This window comes from Advenella kashmirensis WT001 (genome assembly GCF_000219915.2).
Lineage (GTDB): Bacteria > Pseudomonadota > Gammaproteobacteria > Burkholderiales > Burkholderiaceae_B > Advenella > Advenella kashmirensis.
The window spans coordinates 281,985-298,337 of the sequence record NC_017964.1 but is presented as its reverse complement, the minus strand read 5'-3'; the positions used below and the strand labels follow the sequence as shown (position 1 = coordinate 298,337).

13 protein-coding genes and 3 pseudogenes are annotated in these 16,353 nt (G+C 57.0%); 9 read left to right on the top strand and 7 right to left on the bottom strand.

Annotation, left to right across the window (positions count from 1 at the left end; translation table 11 throughout):
* Nucleotides 1-27: 27 nt before the first annotated feature.
* Nucleotides 28-2,201, bottom strand: a pseudogene (locus TKWG_RS01400) (malate synthase G).
* Nucleotides 2,202-2,411: 210 nt separating this feature from the next.
* Here TKWG_RS01400 and TKWG_RS20930 point away from each other — a divergent pair.
* Complete coding sequence (locus tag TKWG_RS20930) at nucleotides 2,412-3,956, top strand: UvrD-helicase domain-containing protein (RefSeq protein ID WP_081489186.1); 1,545 nt, start codon at nucleotides 2,412-2,414, stop codon at nucleotides 3,954-3,956.
* Entirely contained in the window at nucleotides 3,956-4,231 is a 276-nt protein-coding gene (locus tag TKWG_RS01390) for a 3'-5' exonuclease (RefSeq protein WP_041708867.1), read from the top strand. Before TKWG_RS20930 ends, TKWG_RS01390 begins: the two co-directional genes overlap by 1 nt.
* 200 nt (nucleotides 4,232-4,431) lie before the next feature.
* Here the strand turns inward: TKWG_RS01390 and TKWG_RS01385 are convergent, their stop codons facing one another.
* Nucleotides 4,432-5,205, bottom strand: a complete 774-nt coding sequence (locus tag TKWG_RS01385; protein WP_014749101.1) for a ferredoxin--NADP reductase — start codon at nucleotides 5,203-5,205, stop codon at nucleotides 4,432-4,434.
* A gap of 167 nt (nucleotides 5,206-5,372) precedes the next feature.
* On the opposite strand from TKWG_RS01385, the pseudogene TKWG_RS26810 reads away from it, so the two are divergent.
* Nucleotides 5,373-6,628: pseudogene (locus TKWG_RS26810) on the top strand (MFS transporter).
* A gap of 94 nt (nucleotides 6,629-6,722) precedes the next feature.
* Here the strand turns inward: TKWG_RS26810 and TKWG_RS22145 are convergent.
* Together TKWG_RS22145 and TKWG_RS20920 are read right to left on the bottom strand one after the other, a co-directional pair.
* Nucleotides 6,723-7,136, bottom strand: coding sequence for a TlpA family protein disulfide reductase (locus TKWG_RS22145; protein ID WP_238534364.1), 414 nt, complete (start codon nucleotides 7,134-7,136; stop codon nucleotides 6,723-6,725).
* Entirely contained in the window at nucleotides 7,136-7,477 is a 342-nt protein-coding gene (locus TKWG_RS20920) for a prolipoprotein diacylglyceryl transferase family protein (RefSeq protein ID WP_148274444.1), read from the bottom strand. The genes TKWG_RS22145 and TKWG_RS20920 overlap by 1 nt, the downstream gene beginning before the upstream one ends.
* Before the next feature lie 149 nt (nucleotides 7,478-7,626).
* Here TKWG_RS20920 and TKWG_RS01370 point away from each other — a divergent pair, with 149 nt between their 5' ends.
* The 5 genes and pseudogenes from TKWG_RS01370 (at nucleotide 7,627) to TKWG_RS01345 (ending at nucleotide 13,781) form a co-directional block, all read left to right on the top strand.
* Nucleotides 7,627-8,643: an ABC transporter ATP-binding protein gene (locus TKWG_RS01370; protein ID WP_014749095.1), complete on the top strand. Its 1,017-nt coding sequence runs from the start codon at nucleotides 7,627-7,629 to the stop codon at nucleotides 8,641-8,643.
* A complete protein-coding gene (locus TKWG_RS01365; protein WP_014749094.1) occupies nucleotides 8,640-9,572 on the top strand; it encodes an ABC transporter permease in 933 nt (310 codons plus the stop codon). The genes TKWG_RS01370 and TKWG_RS01365 overlap by 4 nt, the downstream gene beginning before the upstream one ends.
* Nucleotides 9,569-10,522: an ABC transporter permease gene (locus tag TKWG_RS01360; RefSeq protein WP_014749093.1), complete on the top strand. Its 954-nt coding sequence runs from the start codon at nucleotides 9,569-9,571 to the stop codon at nucleotides 10,520-10,522. The genes TKWG_RS01365 and TKWG_RS01360 overlap by 4 nt, the downstream gene beginning before the upstream one ends.
* Nucleotides 10,519-13,274: pseudogene (locus TKWG_RS26315) on the top strand (oligopeptide/dipeptide ABC transporter ATP-binding protein). Before TKWG_RS01360 ends, TKWG_RS26315 begins: the two are co-directional and overlap by 4 nt.
* Nucleotides 13,275-13,292: 18 nt before the next feature.
* Nucleotides 13,293-13,781, top strand: coding sequence for a GNAT family N-acetyltransferase (locus tag TKWG_RS01345; protein WP_014749092.1), 489 nt, complete (start codon nucleotides 13,293-13,295; stop codon nucleotides 13,779-13,781).
* Nucleotides 13,782-13,783: 2 nt separating this feature from the next.
* Here the strand turns inward: TKWG_RS01345 and TKWG_RS01340 are convergent, their stop codons facing one another.
* Complete coding sequence (locus TKWG_RS01340) at nucleotides 13,784-14,494, bottom strand: glutathione S-transferase family protein (RefSeq protein ID WP_014749091.1); 711 nt, start codon at nucleotides 14,492-14,494, stop codon at nucleotides 13,784-13,786.
* Between the two features lie 265 nt (nucleotides 14,495-14,759).
* Between TKWG_RS01340 and TKWG_RS01335 the strand changes: the two genes are divergently transcribed.
* A complete protein-coding gene (locus TKWG_RS01335) occupies nucleotides 14,760-15,074 on the top strand; it encodes a glycine zipper 2TM domain-containing protein (RefSeq protein ID WP_014749090.1) in 315 nt (104 codons plus the stop codon).
* Nucleotides 15,075-15,223: 149 nt separating this feature from the next.
* On the opposite strand, the gene TKWG_RS01330 is transcribed toward TKWG_RS01335, so the two are convergent.
* Together TKWG_RS01330 and TKWG_RS01325 are read right to left on the bottom strand one after the other, a co-directional pair.
* Entirely contained in the window at nucleotides 15,224-15,436 is a 213-nt protein-coding gene (locus tag TKWG_RS01330) for a cation transporter (protein ID WP_014749089.1), read from the bottom strand.
* 59 nt (nucleotides 15,437-15,495) lie between these two features.
* A complete protein-coding gene (locus tag TKWG_RS01325; protein ID WP_014749088.1) occupies nucleotides 15,496-16,260 on the bottom strand; it encodes a metallophosphoesterase family protein in 765 nt (254 codons plus the stop codon).
* Between the last annotated feature and the right edge of the window lie 93 nt (nucleotides 16,261-16,353).

The window sequence follows — 16,353 nt, the reverse complement described above, 5'->3', positions numbered from 1 at the left end:
AATGAGCGCGGTGCAATTAGCAATACCTTATTTAATGCCGTACTGCTGTTTGGCTTTCTGACGCCACTGATGAAGCAGAGGCTCGGTGTAGCCATTGGGCTGCTGCACACCTTTGAAGACCAGATCGCACGCAGCAAGGAACGCTGGAGATGTCTCAAAGTTGCCTGTCATGGGGCGATACAGGGCATCGCCTTCGTTCTGTTTGTCCACGATGCCGGCCATGCGCCTCATGGTTTCCATAACCTGTTCTTCGGTCACAATGCCATGCCGCAGCCAGTTGGCCATGTGCTGGCTGGAAATACGCAAGGTGGCGCGATCTTCCATCAGGCCAACGTTATGGATATCGGGCACTTTGGAGCAGCCAACACCCTGGTCAACCCAACGCACCACGTACCCCAGGATGCCCTGGCGTTGTTGTCCAGTTCCTGCTGTTTCTCGGCGTCGGACCAGTTGGTGTTGTCGGCAACCGGGATGGTCAGCAAGGCGTCAAGACGCTCGTCGGTGTCATTTTTCAGGCTGTTCTGCACTTGCACAACATCGGTCTGATGGTAGTGAAGCGCATGCAGGGTGGCCGCCGTTGGAGAAGGCACCCATGCCGTATTGGCGCCAGCCTTCAGTTGCGCGCCTTTTTGCGCCAGCATATCGGCCATCAGGTCGGGCATGGCCCACATGCCCTTGCCGATCTGCGACTTGCCCTGCAGCCCGCAAGCCAGGCCAAACAGCACGTTGCGTTTTTCGTAGGCATCGATCCAGGACGATTTTTTCATATCCCCTTTGCGAATCATGGGGCCCGCTTCCATGGATGTGTGCATTTCGTCACCGGTACGATCCAGGAACCCGGTGTTAATGAACGCGACGCGATCGGCCGCAGCAGCAATACACGCCTTCAGGTTGGCGCTGGTGCGACGCTCTTCATCCATCACGCCCATTTTGATGGTGTTGGGCGCCAACCCAAGCAATTGCTCGGTCCGGCCGAACAGCTTGCTGGCAAACGCCACTTCATCAGGCCCGTGCATTTTGGGTTTCACAATGTAGATAGAACCCTTGCGCGAATTACCGCCTTCACGTTTCAGATCGTGCATGGCGACAAGCGTGGTAAATACCGCATCCAGGATGCCTTCGGGCGTTTCATTACCGTCCTTGTCCAGAATGGCCGGATTGGTCATCAGGTGGCCCACGTTGCGAATGAACATGAGCGAGCGACCGGCCAGCGTAGCCGGTTTGCCATCCTTACCGGTGTACTGGCGGTCTGGATTGAGTTTACGGGTGAAGGTTTTGCCGCCTTTTGACACTTCTTCGGCCAGCGTGCCGTTCATCAGACCCAGCCAATTGCGATACACCAGCACTTTGTCTTCGGCATCCACAGCCGCAATTGAGTCTTCGCAGTCCATGATGGTGGACAGTGCAGCCTCAAGCAAAACATCCTTGACGCCCGCCTTGTCCTGTTTGCCGATAGGATTGGATTTGTCGATCTGCACTTCAAAATGCAAGCCGTTCTGGCGGAAAATCAGCGCCTCGGGGGCTGCCGCATCACCCGGGTGGCCCAGATACAGGTCTGCGTCGGCCAGCGTTGTTTTGCTGCCGTCGGCCAGGGTCACTGAGAGCGTGCCGTTTTCTGCGGTGTAGGCTGTGGCATCCTTGTGCGAACCGCTTTGCAGCGGAATGGTCTGATCCAGGAAGTCACGGGCAAAGGCAATCACCTTCTCGCCGCGCTTGGGGTTATAGCCGCCATCGCGCGTCGCGCCGTCGTCTTCGCTCAGTGCATCGGTGCCGTACAGGGCGTCATACAGGCTACCCCAACGCGCATTGGCAGCGTTCAGCGCATAACGGGCGTTGGTAATGGGTACGACCAGTTGCGGGCCGGCCTGATTGGTAATTTCGTAATCGACGTTACTGGTATTGACCTGCACGGTATCAGGTGCGTCTTTCAGATAGCCGATTTCCTTCAGATAGGCTTTATAGGCCTGCATGTCGGCAATCTTGCCCGGATGCTGACGGTACCACTCATCCATTTTGGCCTGGATACGGTCGCGTTCGGCCAGCAATGCCTTATTTTCCGGCGCCAGATCATTGATGAGCGCATCCAGTCCTTTCCAGAACGCATCGGCGTCTACGCCAGTGCCCGGCAGGGCTTCCTGATCAACGAAATTTTTCAGCACGGTGGCGATCTGAAGGCTGTGAACCTGGGTACGGTCGGTCATATTGGCTCCTGATTGATGATTTGTTGAGGTCGGGTGGCGTGGTCCTGGAATTTGGCCCGCTCTTTACCCTGATTATTGCTATTATGACGACTCCGGCAGACAGCCTCAAGGCAGCAGACAGTTATTTGAGAATTTACTTTCGGTATACATTCATGCAGTTAATCTTTTATTTATTTTCAATATGGTAAATTCTCCTCTTCTGTTTGACCAATACCCCGATCGTGCCTGCTGATCGAAGGGGTGGCCGGCAGCGGCAAAACCACGTTGATTGCCCACGAAGCGGCGCAATGCGTCACACAGGGCCGCACACTGCTGGTCACCTTCAGCCGTGCCGGCCGCGACGTTCTGCAAAACTATATGCGCGCGCGCAACCTGGAAGCCGGATCCAATACGAATCTGCATATTTTTACCATCGACGGCCTGGCGCACTTCCTGTTGCGGCGCCTGGGCGATGAACGTTATGTGCTTGATCGCCATGCCATTGTGAACGACCTGCTGCCCGATCTGGTAAGCGATGTCTGTCAGGAGCTGCAGGATATGTCCGAGCAGGACGACGCCGTGACGCTGCAGGCACCCGCCCTGTCGACTGATGCCATGGAAAAACTGATGTCCGACCTGGATTACTACCGGGCATCCCTGGCCTGGCAGGCCGAATCGACAGAAGACGAACAGGCCGCTTTTGGCGATGGCTTGCATCATCCGCCTGAGCTGGTACGCGCCGTTTTCCGCCGCTATGATGCCCTGCGCGCCCACTGGAAACCTGAAGCGGCTGAACCAGATGACACCCTGCTGGACCCGGCCTATAAGCCCGAGCGCGGCAAGGGCATGTATGGCTTTCGCCTGGTGTCCGAGGCCTCCTATGATTTGCTCGAAGCGCTGGACAATGGCGCCGAACTGCCGGGCAGCGCCGCTGCCTACCGGTTTGTGCTGATCGACGAATTTCACGACACCACACCCCTGCAGTTAATGCTGCTGTCGCGCATTGGCCGCGATGCCCACAGGCTGATGGCCGTGGGCGATCGTTACCAGACCATCTTTGCCTGGCGCGGCGCCAATACCGAGCTGGTTTTCGACGCCTTTGTCCGGGATTTTTCCGCCAGACGAGTAAACAGCCTTACCAGTTATCGCTTCGGTCCGGAACTGGCCACGCTGGCAGGAGAACTCACGCAGCGGACCATTACCTCGGCCGTCGTCTCCGATACGCCGGTGATGGTCTGCAGTGGCAACTGGGAGGACGCCGGCGCACTGGCCCCCCTGGGCAAACAAAGCATCGTCTGCCGTCATGGCCCGGACCGGATTCGTGCCGCCTTTTCCCTGTTGTGTCACGGTCCCGCCTCGATCAAACTGGCCTGGCCGCTGGCAAACACGCCGGCCATCGGCATTGCGACAGTCCTGTATGCCTTGCGTTTTCCACAGGCCATGGCACAGTTGCGTACGCTGCCGCTGGCCTTGCGACAATTTTCTTCGCTGCCCGGCTGCCTGGCGCCCGACACGGTCCGTGAATTGGCGCAAACCGGGTTAACGCCCGGCAATCTGCGCATGTACACGGAAAACTGGCTTGCCGCAAGTAAATTGGTGTTCGGCCCCAGCCTGAAACATGCCCTGCAGCGGTGGCTGACCACAGCGCACGCGCCGGACGCCAGCGCCACAGATGCGCTGCAGACCTTTGCACGCCAGGCCGATTTGTTCCGCGACCTGACCACGCCCCAGCGACTGCTGGACGAATCGTTGCTGCAGGCTGGGAGGGATTATTGATGTATTTGCAGCAAAACCCGACGCCAATGCAGGCATGGCCCGCAGTCCTGGCAGCCGTGGCGGCCCGTTGCAGTACACGCGGTGGCGTGCCCCTGCTTACCGTTACCGAAGCCAAAGGTCATGAATATGATCACGTACTGGTCTATGACACCGCAGATACGACGTTCCGCAGCAAAACCGACGCCCCCGACGTGGAGCGCAACCGGTATTACGTCGCCTGTACCCGGGCACGCAAGTCACTGACGCTGTTCAGACCAGCCAGGGAGCCGGCCTAGGCGCAGCCAGACCGGCACGCGATGTTGTGAGGTGCTGGCGGCCTGTTTTACATTCGTTGGGCTCTCTTGTTTGAAAGCTCCATACGGCCTACCAGCTACGCGCCAGCGCCGATACCGGCAAACCCCCCGTGACCGGCGGCTATACTGCCAGCATGCCCCGCTCTGGAAAAACCGGGTTGGCAACTGCCCGATAAACCTGCTTACTGTTCGGCAAACGCCCGTTCAATCACAAACGCACCGGGGCGCGAGGTGTTGCCTTCGCTGAAACCACGACGCTCCAGCGCCGTTTTCAGGTCGCGCAGCATCTCGGGGCTGCCGCAAATCATGGCGCGGTCGGTCTCGGGGTTCAGGGCAGGCACGCCCAGATCGGTAAACAGCTTGCCGGACTCCAGCAGCGCTGTGATCCGGCCTTCATTGCGGAATGGTTCGCGCGTGACTGTAGGGTAGTACTTCAGTTTTTCCGACACCATTTCACCCAGGAACTCATGCTTGGGCAACTCATTCGTAATGTAGTCGTGATAGCATAGTTCGTTGGCAAAACGCACCCCGTGCACCAGAATGACCTCATCAAAACGCTCATAGGTTTCCGGATCGCGAATCAGGCTCATGAAGGGAGCCAGCCCGGTGCCGGTGGCCAGCATATACAGGCGCTTGCCGGGAAGCAGATAGTCTACCAGCAACGTTCCCGTAGGCTTGCGGCCCACAATAATGCTGTCGCCGACCTGGATATGCTGCAGGCGCGAGGTGAGCGGGCCGTCAGGCACCTTGATGCTGAGGAACTCCAGATGATCTTCATAATTAGCGCTGGCAATACTATACGCACGCAACAACGGTTTGCCATTGACAGGCAAACCGATCATGGTGAAATGCCCGTTGGAAAAACGCAATGCCTGATCACGGGTAGTGGTAAAACTGAACAGTCTGTCTGTCCAGTGGTGGATGCTGAGGACTTTGCCTTCCAGAAATGCGGCCATTGTAAAACGTACCTTCAGGGGGAATAAAAAAACACAGAATGGACAATTATTGCAATTGTACTAGGCACAATACTTGTCGCTGATCAAAGAACCCTTTATTTTAGTGGTTAAATCACAGCTGCACTGCCGCCTTGGTATAATTCGGCACATCTTCCTGGTTGTTTCCCATGCCTCCCTCTTCGCGCAAGCCCTCCGACAAACGGTTTATCAGTCTGTCCATGCTGCTATTCCCATTGGCCATGGTGCTGTATGAACTGTCCGCCTATATCGGCAACGACATGGTTCAGCCGGCCATGCTCACCATCACCGCCGAATATGGCGTAGACGACGCCTGGGTGGCCTCGTCCATGTCGCTATATATTCTGGGCGGCGCCTGCCTGACCTGGCTAATCGGCCCGTTATCCGACCGCTACGGTCGGCGTCCCGTCATGCTGGCGGGCGTCATGTATTTCATCGCGACCAATTTGCTCATTCTGCTGGCCCCCACCATTGAATGGTTCATGCTGCTGCGTTTCCTGCAGGGAATGGGGCTGTGCTTCATTGCGGCGGTCGGCTATGTCAGCATACAGGAGGCGTTTGAAGAACTCACGGCCATTCGCGTGATGGCGCTAATGGCAAATATTTCCATGGTCGCGCCCCTGCTGGGCCCATTGGCCGGCGCTGCCTGATCAGTGTAGTGTCTTGGCACTGGGGCTTTGTCATTATCGCGGCGATCGCCTGTGTCTCGCTGGTGGGCCTGTTCCTGCACATGCCTGAAACCGTCAATCTGGCCCTGCCCAAAAAGCCGCCGGCACAGATCTGGCAGCAGTACCGGCTGGTGTTCAAAAACAGCCTGTTCATGCAACTGACGCTTTATTTTCCGTTGATCGTACTGCCCATGCTGGTTTGGATCGGCCTGTCGCCGGTATTTCTGATCAAGGATATGGGCATGACCAACATGGGTTACGGCCTGTCCCAATTACCCATTTTCATCAGCCTGATTGTCGGCAATCTGGCGCTGGCCAGATATGCGCCGCGCTTTCCGGTAGGGCAATCGGTGTATTTTTCCATTCCCCTGATGATCGCCGGCGGCATTCTGCTGATTCTGGCTGGCTTTATTCCGTCCTTTGAATATCTTGGACTGGTTGCCGGGCTGGCCCTGTCAGCGTTTGCCCAGGGCATTAGCTTTGCGGTCCTGTATCGCTTTACCCTGATGGCCTCCGATCAGCCTAAAGGGGTCGTGGCCGCGGTCATGAGCCTGATCATGATGCTGATACAAGCAGTGGGCATTGAACTGTTCAAGCTGGTGTATGTGCATTGGGGCCTGGCGGCCCTGTGCGTCATGAACGGCCTGTTGATGCTGTTATTCGCTGCATTGACGCCACCGCTGATGCGTAGAACCATGCGCGTGGTCACACCCGGCCCGGTCGTTCCTGCCGCCTGACCCGATACCGCAACGGGATGTCAGAGCGGGCAAGTGCTGCCGGCCGGGGCGACACCGCAGCCGGCGCCCTGCTACAGCCCGTCCAGTTTTTCGCTCAGCACTTCGCGACTGATCTCGCCCACCTGGGTCCGTTGCAACGTGTTGCCACTAAAGAACAACGTTGTGGGCAGACCGCGCGTACGAAACTGCGCCGACAGGTCGAATCGGGATCCAATCGAATCCACTGGCTCAGGTCCAGCTTCTCCTGCCGCAAATAGTTCTCGATCGTGGCCGCCGACTCTCCCTGATTCACAAATAGAAACCGTACATCCGGGTTTTGCCGGGCCGCCTGCTCCAGCATGGGCATTTCGCGGCGGCAGGGGCCGCACCAAGTCGCCCAAAGGTTGATGACCACTTTCTGGTTGCGCAGATCCTGCAGGTTGTGCATTTGACCGTTCATGTCTGGCAATGCCATGGCCGGCAAGGGCTGGGCAAGCGGACCGGGCACCAGCAGCGCTAGCGAGACCATCACCGCGGCCACCAGGCCAAGCAGCGCCCCGCCAAGCGCTCGCGGCGCAAACCCTGCAATAGCACCAGAGAGACCACCGCCGCAGCGATGGCCCATCCGATGTCAAAGCCACCCTGCCAGAAATAAAAGATGCGCCAGGGTTCGGTCAGAAAACTATCCCAGTGGCGAATGACAAAGCCCAGCCGGGCACTGGCCAGCACCAATAGCATGACCAGCCAGGGCCAGCGATCAAACTGCGGGCTGACCCGCCGCGTGAGCACGGCACAGCCGGCCAGCAGCGTAATCACACCCGCCATAACCGCAAGCACCATGGGCGCAAAGAAAAAAGGACCTATTGCCATCGCAGCAAAACCATTGTAGAAAACCCTGAAAATACCGCTCACATCATAGCATCAGGGCTAACTGCAATATCCCGGCCGATGCTTTGCATATAATATCGACACTGACACCAATCCAAAGCCGGCCGGCGCCGGCGCTCTTTTATTAGCGAATGACTACTGCGTCCACCCACTCTGCCTGTACCCGCAACGACCGTCCGGTGCTGGTGTCGGTGCATAATCTGAAAAAACACTTCGATCTGGGCAGGCAGCAATGTGTATACGCCGTCAATGGCGTGTCATTTGATATCCACGAAGGCGAAACACTGGGACTGGTGGGTGAGTCAGGTTGCGGCAAATCCACCACGGGCCGCAGTGTGCTGGGTCTTTACGATCCGACAGAGGGCTACGTTACCTTTCGCGGCCAGGATATTCATCAAGTCAAAGGCCATGCGCGCCGCAAACTGCTGCGCGACATGCAGATGATATTTCAAGACCCCTATGCCAGCCTGAACCCTCGCGCCAGCGTGTTCGACCTGATTGCCGAACCGCTGGATATTCACGGTCTGTACCGGGATCCCAGGGAAAAGGCGCAACGCGTCGGCATGCTGCTTGAAGAAGTTGGGTTGAACGCCTCGTTTGCCCGACGTTATCCGCATGAGTTTTCCGGCGGCCAGCGCCAGCGTATCGGCATCGCCCGTGCGCTCGCGCTTGAGCCGGCATTCATTGTGGCCGACGAGCCCATTTCCGCGCTGGATGTCTCCATTCAGGCACAGATCGTGCAGTTGCTGCAGCGTCTGCAACGCGAACGCAAACTGACCTTTCTGTTTATTGCCCATGACCTTTCCATGGTGCAATACGTCTCGGATCGGGTAGGCGTCATGTACATGGGTTACATGGCGGAGCTGGCCGACAGCCACGAGCTCTATCACAACCCGCTACACCCCTACACCCAGGCCTTGCTGTCGGCAATTCCGGTGCCCGATCCACAGATACAGCGGCAGCGAACCGGCCAGGTGCTTCATGGCGAATTGCCCAGCCCGCTGGCCCCCACCACTGGTTGTGCTTTCAAGTCGCGCTGTCCCAAGGCCATGACGGTCTGCCAGAGCGAGGCGCCCGTGTGGCGCGAGCACACGCCGGGACACTTTGCCGCCTGCCATGCGCTGGATGCCGACGGATCACACCCATGAAAAAATATATTCTGCAGCGGTTTGCACTGATGCTGGGCACCATTTTCATTATCGCCACGCTCACCTTCGTGCTGATGCATTTGATTCCCGGCACCCCCTTCGATCAGGAACGACAAACCAGTGCGGCGGTGCAGGACAACCTGCGAGCGTTCTACAAGCTGGATCAGTCGCTACCGGTGCAATACCTGCATTACCTCAAAGCCATTATCACGTTCGACTATGGCCCTTCCATATCCAATCCGGATACCTCCGTCAATACACTCCTGGCCCGTGGGTTTCCGGTGTCGTTTGAACTGGGTCTGATTGCACTTGTGGTTGCAACCCTGTCCGGCATAGCCGCAGGCACTGTGGCGGCATTGCGGCATAACCGGCTGATCGATCGCGCAGTCATGGCTGTGGCAGTGGTGGGCATTTCCATTCCCAACTTCGTGCTGGCAACATTGCTCATACAGGAGCTCTCGGTAGGCCTGGGCTGGTTTCCTGCTGCCACCTGGCGTACGCCATGGCACAAGGTGCTGCCGGTAATTGCCCTGGCCGTCACACCCATGGCCATCCTGGCTCGCATCACCCGCTCCAGCATGCTCGATGTACTGACGCAGGACTATATGACAATGGCGCGCGCAAAAGGGCTATCACCATGGCGTATCGTGATCAGGCATGGCCTGCGCAATGCCCTGCTGCCGGTGGTAACACTGCTCGGAACGCTGGCGGCGTCCATCCTGACGGGCACCTTCGTGATTGAAAAAATCTTTGCCATTCCCGGCATGGGCCGGTATTTCGTCGATTCCATCAGCACTCGCGACTATCCGGTCATCATGGGCACAACCGTGTTTTACAGCGCTATTCTGGTCTTCCTGCTATTTCTGGTCGATATTGCCTACGGCCTGCTTGACCCGCGCATTGCGCTTCACCGCAAGGGGCAGTCATGAACAGCCACGCGACATCGCAAGAGACGCCAATCATTACCGATGACATGTTCGAGGCGGCCCCGCCCGATCCGCAAGCAGTCGTGCATGTCTTGCGACCTTCGGTCTCTTACTGGCGTAATGCGTGGTGGCGCCTGCGCAGCAATCCTGCCGCCATTGTCGGGCTGGTATTTCTGATCATGCTGATTATCATGGCGGCACTTGCTCCCATGCTATCGGTCTGGTCAGTGACCGCCCAGGACCTCAAAAGCCAGAACATGCCGCCGTCATCGCTGCACTGGTTCGGTACCGATGATCTGGGCCGCGATATTTTCGTCAGGACCTGGTACGGCGCACGGATTTCACTGTTCGTCGGTTTCATGGCGGCACTGATCGATTTTGTGATTGGCGTCACCTACGGCGGCTATAGCGGATACAAAGGCGGCAAGACAGATATTTTCATGATGCGCGTGCTGGAGGTTCTCTATGGCCTGCCCTATCTGCTGGTGGTCATTTTGCTGATGGTGGTCATGGGCCCCAGCCTGCTCACCATTATTATCGCCCTTACCATTACCGGCTGGATCAGCATGGCCAGACTGGTGCGCGGCCAGGTATTACAGTTGAAAAATCAGGAATATGTGACCGCCGCCCGCTCTTTCGGTGCCGGCACGGCGCATATCATTCGTCGCCATCTGCTGCCCAATGCAATGGGGCCGATTCTGGTGCAGATGACATTGACCGTCCCCACCGCCATTTTTGCCGAAGCCTTTCTCAGTTTTCTGGGCCTGGGCGTACAGGCCCCCTATGCCAGTTGGGGCGTCATGGCCAACGATGCGCTGGGCGTCATTCTGTCGGGTGACTGGTGGCAACTGTTTTTCCCTGCCCTGTTCATTTCCCTGACCATGTTCGCTTTCAACGTCGTGGGTGATGGGCTTCAGGATGCGCTGGATCCGCGACTGGGGCAAAACAAATGAGCATGCTACACACTGATACCGGCGCAATAAAGGACGCGGCCGTCCCACCTGCCAACGACCAGACGCAACCGCTGCTGGCGGTGCGCGATCTCTCGGTTCGCTTTCGCACCTATGGCGGGCATGTTCATGCGCTGCGCCAGGTTTGCCTGCATGTCGCACGCGGCGAAACCCTGGCCATTGTCGGCGAATCGGGCAGCGGCAAGTCAGTCACCAGCCAGACTATCATGGGGCTGTTGCCGGCTGCGACTGCCCAGGTTACCTACGGCACCATTACCTTTGATGGACGCGAACTAACGACACTGACACCGCCGCAATGGCGTGAGATCCAGGGCAAGCGTATTGCCCTGATTTTCCAGGACCCGATGACGGCGCTCAATCCCACCCTCACCATCGGTGAACAGATGACCGAAGGGGTGCGACGACATTTGAAATATAGCGCAGATCAGGCAAGGGAGCGCGCCATTCAAATGCTTGATCTGGTGGGCATCTCCAGTCCACAACAGCGGCTGAAACAGTTCCCGCATGAGTTTTCCGGCGGCATGCGCCAGCGTATCGTGATCGCCATTGCATTGATGTGCGATCCGGACCTGCTGATTGCAGACGAACCCACCACGGCGCTGGATGTTACCATCCAGGCCCAGATTCTGGCGCTGTTCAAAGATATCCAGGCGCGCACCGGCATTGCCATCATCCTGATCACCCATGACCTGGGCGTTGTCGCGGGCATTGCCGACCGGGTCACGGTCATGTATGCCGGCCAATGCGTTGAAACCGCAGACGTCCATGCACTGTTTGCCCAGCCTGCCCATCCGTATACCCGTGCGCTGCTGGCCTCGGTACCGCGCCTGGACATGCCGGCCGCCAGCCTGAAGGCCATTGCCGGCCAGCCGCCCGATCTGTTCGCCCCACCCGCAGGCTGTGCCTTCGCTGCACGTTGCCAGCACGCCATGCATGTCTGCCGCCAAATCGCGCCACCGTCCACTGCCCTGCCTGCGCAAGGCTCGGTGCGCTGCTGGCTGCACGACGCCCGGCGCCACAGACCAGCCAGGCGGAACCCGAAATCTGATACGGTTGTTTCGACAACCCCATTTGCGCCCACGACGCTTTCATTTTCAGGTATGTTTGCATACATTGGATTCCGTCAAGGGATCATTTGTTTGGAAATTGCCATGAAAAATCTGCTATCTGCGGCGCTGCTTGCTGCCGCGCTGGGCGTTGCCCTGCCAACCGTATCCCACGCCGAAAAAGTCTTGCGCTTGAATAATGTGGAAGAACCCTCGTCGCTGAATCCGGCCCTTGGCCTGAATCTGATTTCCTGGGAACCACTGAACAATTTGATGGAAGGCCTGGTGCGCCTGGACGCCAAACATAATGCAGCCCCTGCCACGGCAGAAAAATGGGATGTCTCTGCGGATGGAAAAACCTACACATTCCATCTGCGCAGGAATGCCAAATGGTCCGACGGCTCGCCAGTCACAGCCGGTGACTTTGTCTACGGCTGGACCCAATTGCTGACCCCGGCAACCGCCTCGCCAGCCGCCTTTTTACTCTACGATATTGTCGGCGCGCAAGACTTCAATGCCGGCAAAGCCCAATCTGATGCGCTTGGCGTTCGGGCGCTGGATCCGCACACCCTGCAGGTCACGCTCAATGCCCCCAGCCTGTCGTTTTTGAACATCCTGACCAACCCCGGTTTTGCCCCTGTCAACCAGAAGGTTGCACAGGCCAATCCCAAATGGCACACCGAAGCAGACAGTTATGTAAGCAACGGCCCGTTCATGCTCAAAGAATGGGAGCATGCCAGCAGCATGCGGTTTGAAAAGAACCCGAACTACTGGGACAAGGATGCAGTCAAACTGGATGCCGTGGACTGGGTCATGATCAACGATCTGAATACCAGTTACCAGATGTTTCGCACCGGCGAACTGGACGCCACACCCTCGCCGCTGCCAGCAGCGCTTTACGAAAAAGTAAAAGACAGCAAGGAATTTGTGACAGTGCCACAGGCCGGCGTGTATTTCTATCGCTTCAATACCAAGATGCCGCCGTTTCAGAACGCCGACATCCGGCGCGCTTTCGCCCTTGCCGTCAACCGGCAGGATATTGTCGATTATGTCGTTAAACAGGGCCGCAAGGCAGCCGACGCCTTCGTCAGCCCAGGGTTCACCGGCCCCGATGGCAAAGATTTCTACCAAACCAGCAACGGTTTTGTCAAAACTGATGTAGCCCAGGCCAAGACTTTACTGAAAAAGGCATTCAAGCCGAAAAATATACGACACTGCCGCCGGTGACGCTTAGCCATATCAATAATCCTGATGACCGCAAAATCGCGCAGGCACTGCAAGCCATGTTCAAGGAAAATCTGGGCGTAGACGTGCGTCTGCAGGCCATTGAGAGCAAGGTGTTTTATACCCAGCAGCGCGGCGGCAAATTGCAGTTCTCGCGCAGCTCATTTACCAACGACTATGCCGATCCTTACAACGCACTGGAAAGCTTTGTAAGCGACTCAAGCATGAACCGTACCGGCTGGTCCAGCGCCGAGTACGATACGCTGCTCAAAACTGCCCGCAACGAAACCGATGCTGCCAGAAGATGGGAATTGTTGCAAAAATCCCAACAAGTGTTGTTTGCAGACATGCCTATTTTCCCATTGTTCTTCTACAATCAAGGCTTCATGCAGAAAACCGGTGTCACAGGCATTCTGCGGCACCCGGTTGGCTATATCGACCTGAAAACAGCAGATATTCAATAAAAGCAAACGGGGGATCTCATGTATGACGTTGTGACGGCGGATCTTGACAACCCAGAACACGCCAACGCTGTTCTGACTGTGCTCAACGCCTACGCATCCGACCCGATGGGCGGCGGCGAGCCACTATCGGCCCACACCCAGAAAAACCTGATAGCTTCACTCAAAAAACGCAGCAATATGTACACAATACTGGCCTTTGACAGCCAGGAGCCAATTGGCATTGCGCTATGTTTTGAAGGGTTCTCCACTTTCGCCTGCAAGCCGCTGCTCAATATCCACGATTTTGCGGTGGTGCCGCAGTACCGCGGCAAGGGGGTCGGCAAGCAGCTGCTGGCTCGTGTCAAACAGCTGGCTCGCAATCTGGGCTGCTGCAAAATTACCCTGGAAGTGCTCGATGGCAATGCGCCGGGCAAAGCGCTCTACGCCAGCCAGGGTTTTGAACCCTATACGCTGGGGCCACAAACCGGGCAAGCGATTTTCATGCAATGCCCAATCGACAGTCCCTGAAATCAGACCGGGCTGTATTGGGCTGCCGCCGGATGAATCCGGCGTTTTACGGGACCGGCCACCTCCTCATAGGCGGCCAGCACGCGGGTGAACCATTGGCCAACGGCTGAATCGTCCTTCCAGTACTGAAAGCCGAATATCCAGCTGAAGATCAGGTGCGCCACGACCACAAAATCGGTCGCTCCCGGCTGGCTGCCATCCAGATACGGCATCTTTTTCAACTGTGATTCCAGCGCCCCCAGGGCCTTGTGTGCTTCGCTCGCGCTGGCGCTCGCCTGCAGTTGCTCCAGCGTACACCCAAAGCGCTTTTCCCGGCTTTCCCGAAAATACCCCTTGGCCGATTCCGGTTGCGCTTCGTAGATCGCCATCAGGGACGGTTTGAAAATGACCGGCGTAATATGACGCAGAACCAGTTCCGAAATAAACCGGACCCGAGCGCGTCCGGCCTCGCTATCGAGCCCCAACGGCGCCTGCGGATAGGCACGATCCAGATATTCCAGGATATCCAGGCTTTCTTTGACCACGGTGTCCCCATCGGACAGCACAGGAACCAGCTGCGAATCTGCAAATGCTATTTTTTCCTTATCCATAAAGCCGATGGAAAGGCCTTCGAAAGAGAGCCGTTTGTGTGCAAGCGCAAGCCGCACCCGCCAACAGTAAGGTGAAAATACCAGGTCGGGTTCGCTGGCACAGAGTTCGTAAAGCCGGATCATTCGTGTCTCCTTTGACATTTGGCGGTAAAACCGGGTTTTTAATCACAATAATCACCCGAACACGCAGCTATCATGCGGCTATTGGGCGGACATCTGACGGTATTTCCAGGCAGCATGTGGCAACGGGAATACAACGGGCAGAGGCTTAAACTTTCAATCCATTTCCAAACAGGCTTGCCAGCTATTTTTCGATACATTTGCTTGCCATCGGTACAAACAAAGCGATTATGATAGCTCCATAGTTATTCCATAAGGAGAGTTTACTATGACCTCGCAAATGATAAAAAAAGTCTGTCTTGTGGCGCTTATGGGTGCCGTTCTGGCAGGCTGCTCTACCCGTCACCCGAATCGGGACCTGGGAACCGTTGGCGGCGCCGCACTCGGCGGTGGTGCCGGTTACGCCCTGACTGACGGCAACCCTCTGGCCACACTGGGCGGTGCCGCACTGGGCGGACTGGTCGGCAACCAGGTGTTCAAGGACAGCGATGATCGGTATGACCGCGGTCGCCGTTACTATCGCGATGACCGTCGCCGTGATCGTCATTATCATCGCCGCCACCACCGTGACTGGGACGATTAATATCTGAAGGCTGCTTAGCAAAGCGCGCAGCCCAATTGCGTAACGAAGCCGCTACACGTCTTAACGACAATGTAGCGGCTTTTTTATGTGCCACCTGATTGTTGCATGCGGCCTGATAGATTGCGATGTCGCTGTCAGGCCAGCGACGCTCAGACAGTCAGAACGTAACCCGCGCTTTTGACCGTATCGGCCAGTTGCTGCGCGGTGACACTGTCATTGGCAACGATATCTGCCGATGCGCCCTCCAGGCTGACCTGCGCCGATACCACGCCGGGCACCGACTCCAGCGCATGGGTTACATGCGCAACACATTTGTCGCACGTCATGCCCTCTACTCTGGCTTTAATCACGTTTGTACTCATTACGCTCTCCTGCTGTTAACCATCTTCAAGCCCCACTCAGCCATATCATAGCCCAGTCTTTACCTAACGGGTTGTACTTGCGCATCCGGCAGCGCAGCAACCCGGTCTTCGCCGCTGCCATCCAGATCGCCTGCTCGGATAACCACAGCGTTGCTGTCAAGCACACCGCGCAGGCCCACCGCGTGCGCGGCAAATCCCATGCGTTCAAAATGCGCCGAATAATCATAACAATCATGATGATGTCCGTGAAAGACACGGGTAGCGCCCAGCCTTACCGCCAGTCGATCCAGCACGACAAAACCATAGCGATTGCAGGAAGGCGCTTCATGCAGTACCAGAATGTCGGCCCGTTCCTGCATCAGGGCTTCGTAATCGCTCGGAAAAATAGAACTGCGATGGCGCAGGCGGTCGCCCTGGCCATTCTTGCCCGCCTTGAGCAGGCTATGCGCTTCATAATCCTGGGGACAATAGAATCGCCAGTAAGGCCTGGCCGGGTTCCAAATGGTGCCCCTGAATACGCCTCCCAGACCGGCAACACGCACGCCATGGATATCTACAACCCTGCCATGCAGATTACGGTCAGCCAGTTCGGAATCGAACAGATTGTGATAGATGGCCGCACTATCGGTATCATGGTTACCGGGAATCCACCAAACATCGGTCATCTGTCGGATGTCGCCAAGAATTTCATGCAGCGGCTGATTGGCCTGGATATCGCCAAGAAAAATGACAGCATCGGGTTTGCCAGCCATGACAATCTCCCGACAGTGCTCAAAACCGCCATGCGTATCACCAAAAAAGAAAATGCGCGCTTTCGCATTCATGACCGCACCTGGGAATCTGACATTCCAATGAGAGTCCTGCCCATGTCGCGCAACGCTTGCGGACACAGGCAGGCTTGATTCATTTTACGCGCA

Bases quoted from the DNA above. Each gene is read 5' to 3' on its own strand.
- TKWG_RS01390 (WP_041708867.1), top strand. From the start codon at position 3,956: ATGTATTTGCAGCAAAACCCGACGCCAATGCAGGCATGGCCCGCAGTC.
- TKWG_RS01385 (WP_014749101.1), bottom strand. From the start codon at position 5,205: ATGGCCGCATTTCTGGAAGGCAAAGTCCTCAGCATCCACCACTGGACA.
- TKWG_RS22145 (WP_238534364.1), bottom strand. From the start codon at position 7,136: ATGGTCTCGCTAGCGCTGCTGGTGCCCGGTCCGCTTGCCCAGCCCTTG.
- TKWG_RS20920 (WP_148274444.1), bottom strand. From the start codon at position 7,477: ATGGCAATAGGTCCTTTTTTCTTTGCGCCCATGGTGCTTGCGGTTATG.
- TKWG_RS01370 (WP_014749095.1), top strand. From the start codon at position 7,627: ATGACTACTGCGTCCACCCACTCTGCCTGTACCCGCAACGACCGTCCG.
- TKWG_RS01365 (WP_014749094.1), top strand. From the start codon at position 8,640: ATGAAAAAATATATTCTGCAGCGGTTTGCACTGATGCTGGGCACCATT.
- TKWG_RS01360 (WP_014749093.1), top strand. From the start codon at position 9,569: ATGAACAGCCACGCGACATCGCAAGAGACGCCAATCATTACCGATGAC.
- TKWG_RS01345 (WP_014749092.1), top strand. From the start codon at position 13,293: ATGTATGACGTTGTGACGGCGGATCTTGACAACCCAGAACACGCCAAC.
- TKWG_RS01340 (WP_014749091.1), bottom strand. From the start codon at position 14,494: ATGATCCGGCTTTACGAACTCTGTGCCAGCGAACCCGACCTGGTATTT.
- TKWG_RS01335 (WP_014749090.1), top strand. From the start codon at position 14,760: ATGACCTCGCAAATGATAAAAAAAGTCTGTCTTGTGGCGCTTATGGGT.
- TKWG_RS01330 (WP_014749089.1), bottom strand. From the start codon at position 15,436: ATGAGTACAAACGTGATTAAAGCCAGAGTAGAGGGCATGACGTGCGAC.
- TKWG_RS01325 (WP_014749088.1), bottom strand. From the start codon at position 16,260: ATGAATGCGAAAGCGCGCATTTTCTTTTTTGGTGATACGCATGGCGGT.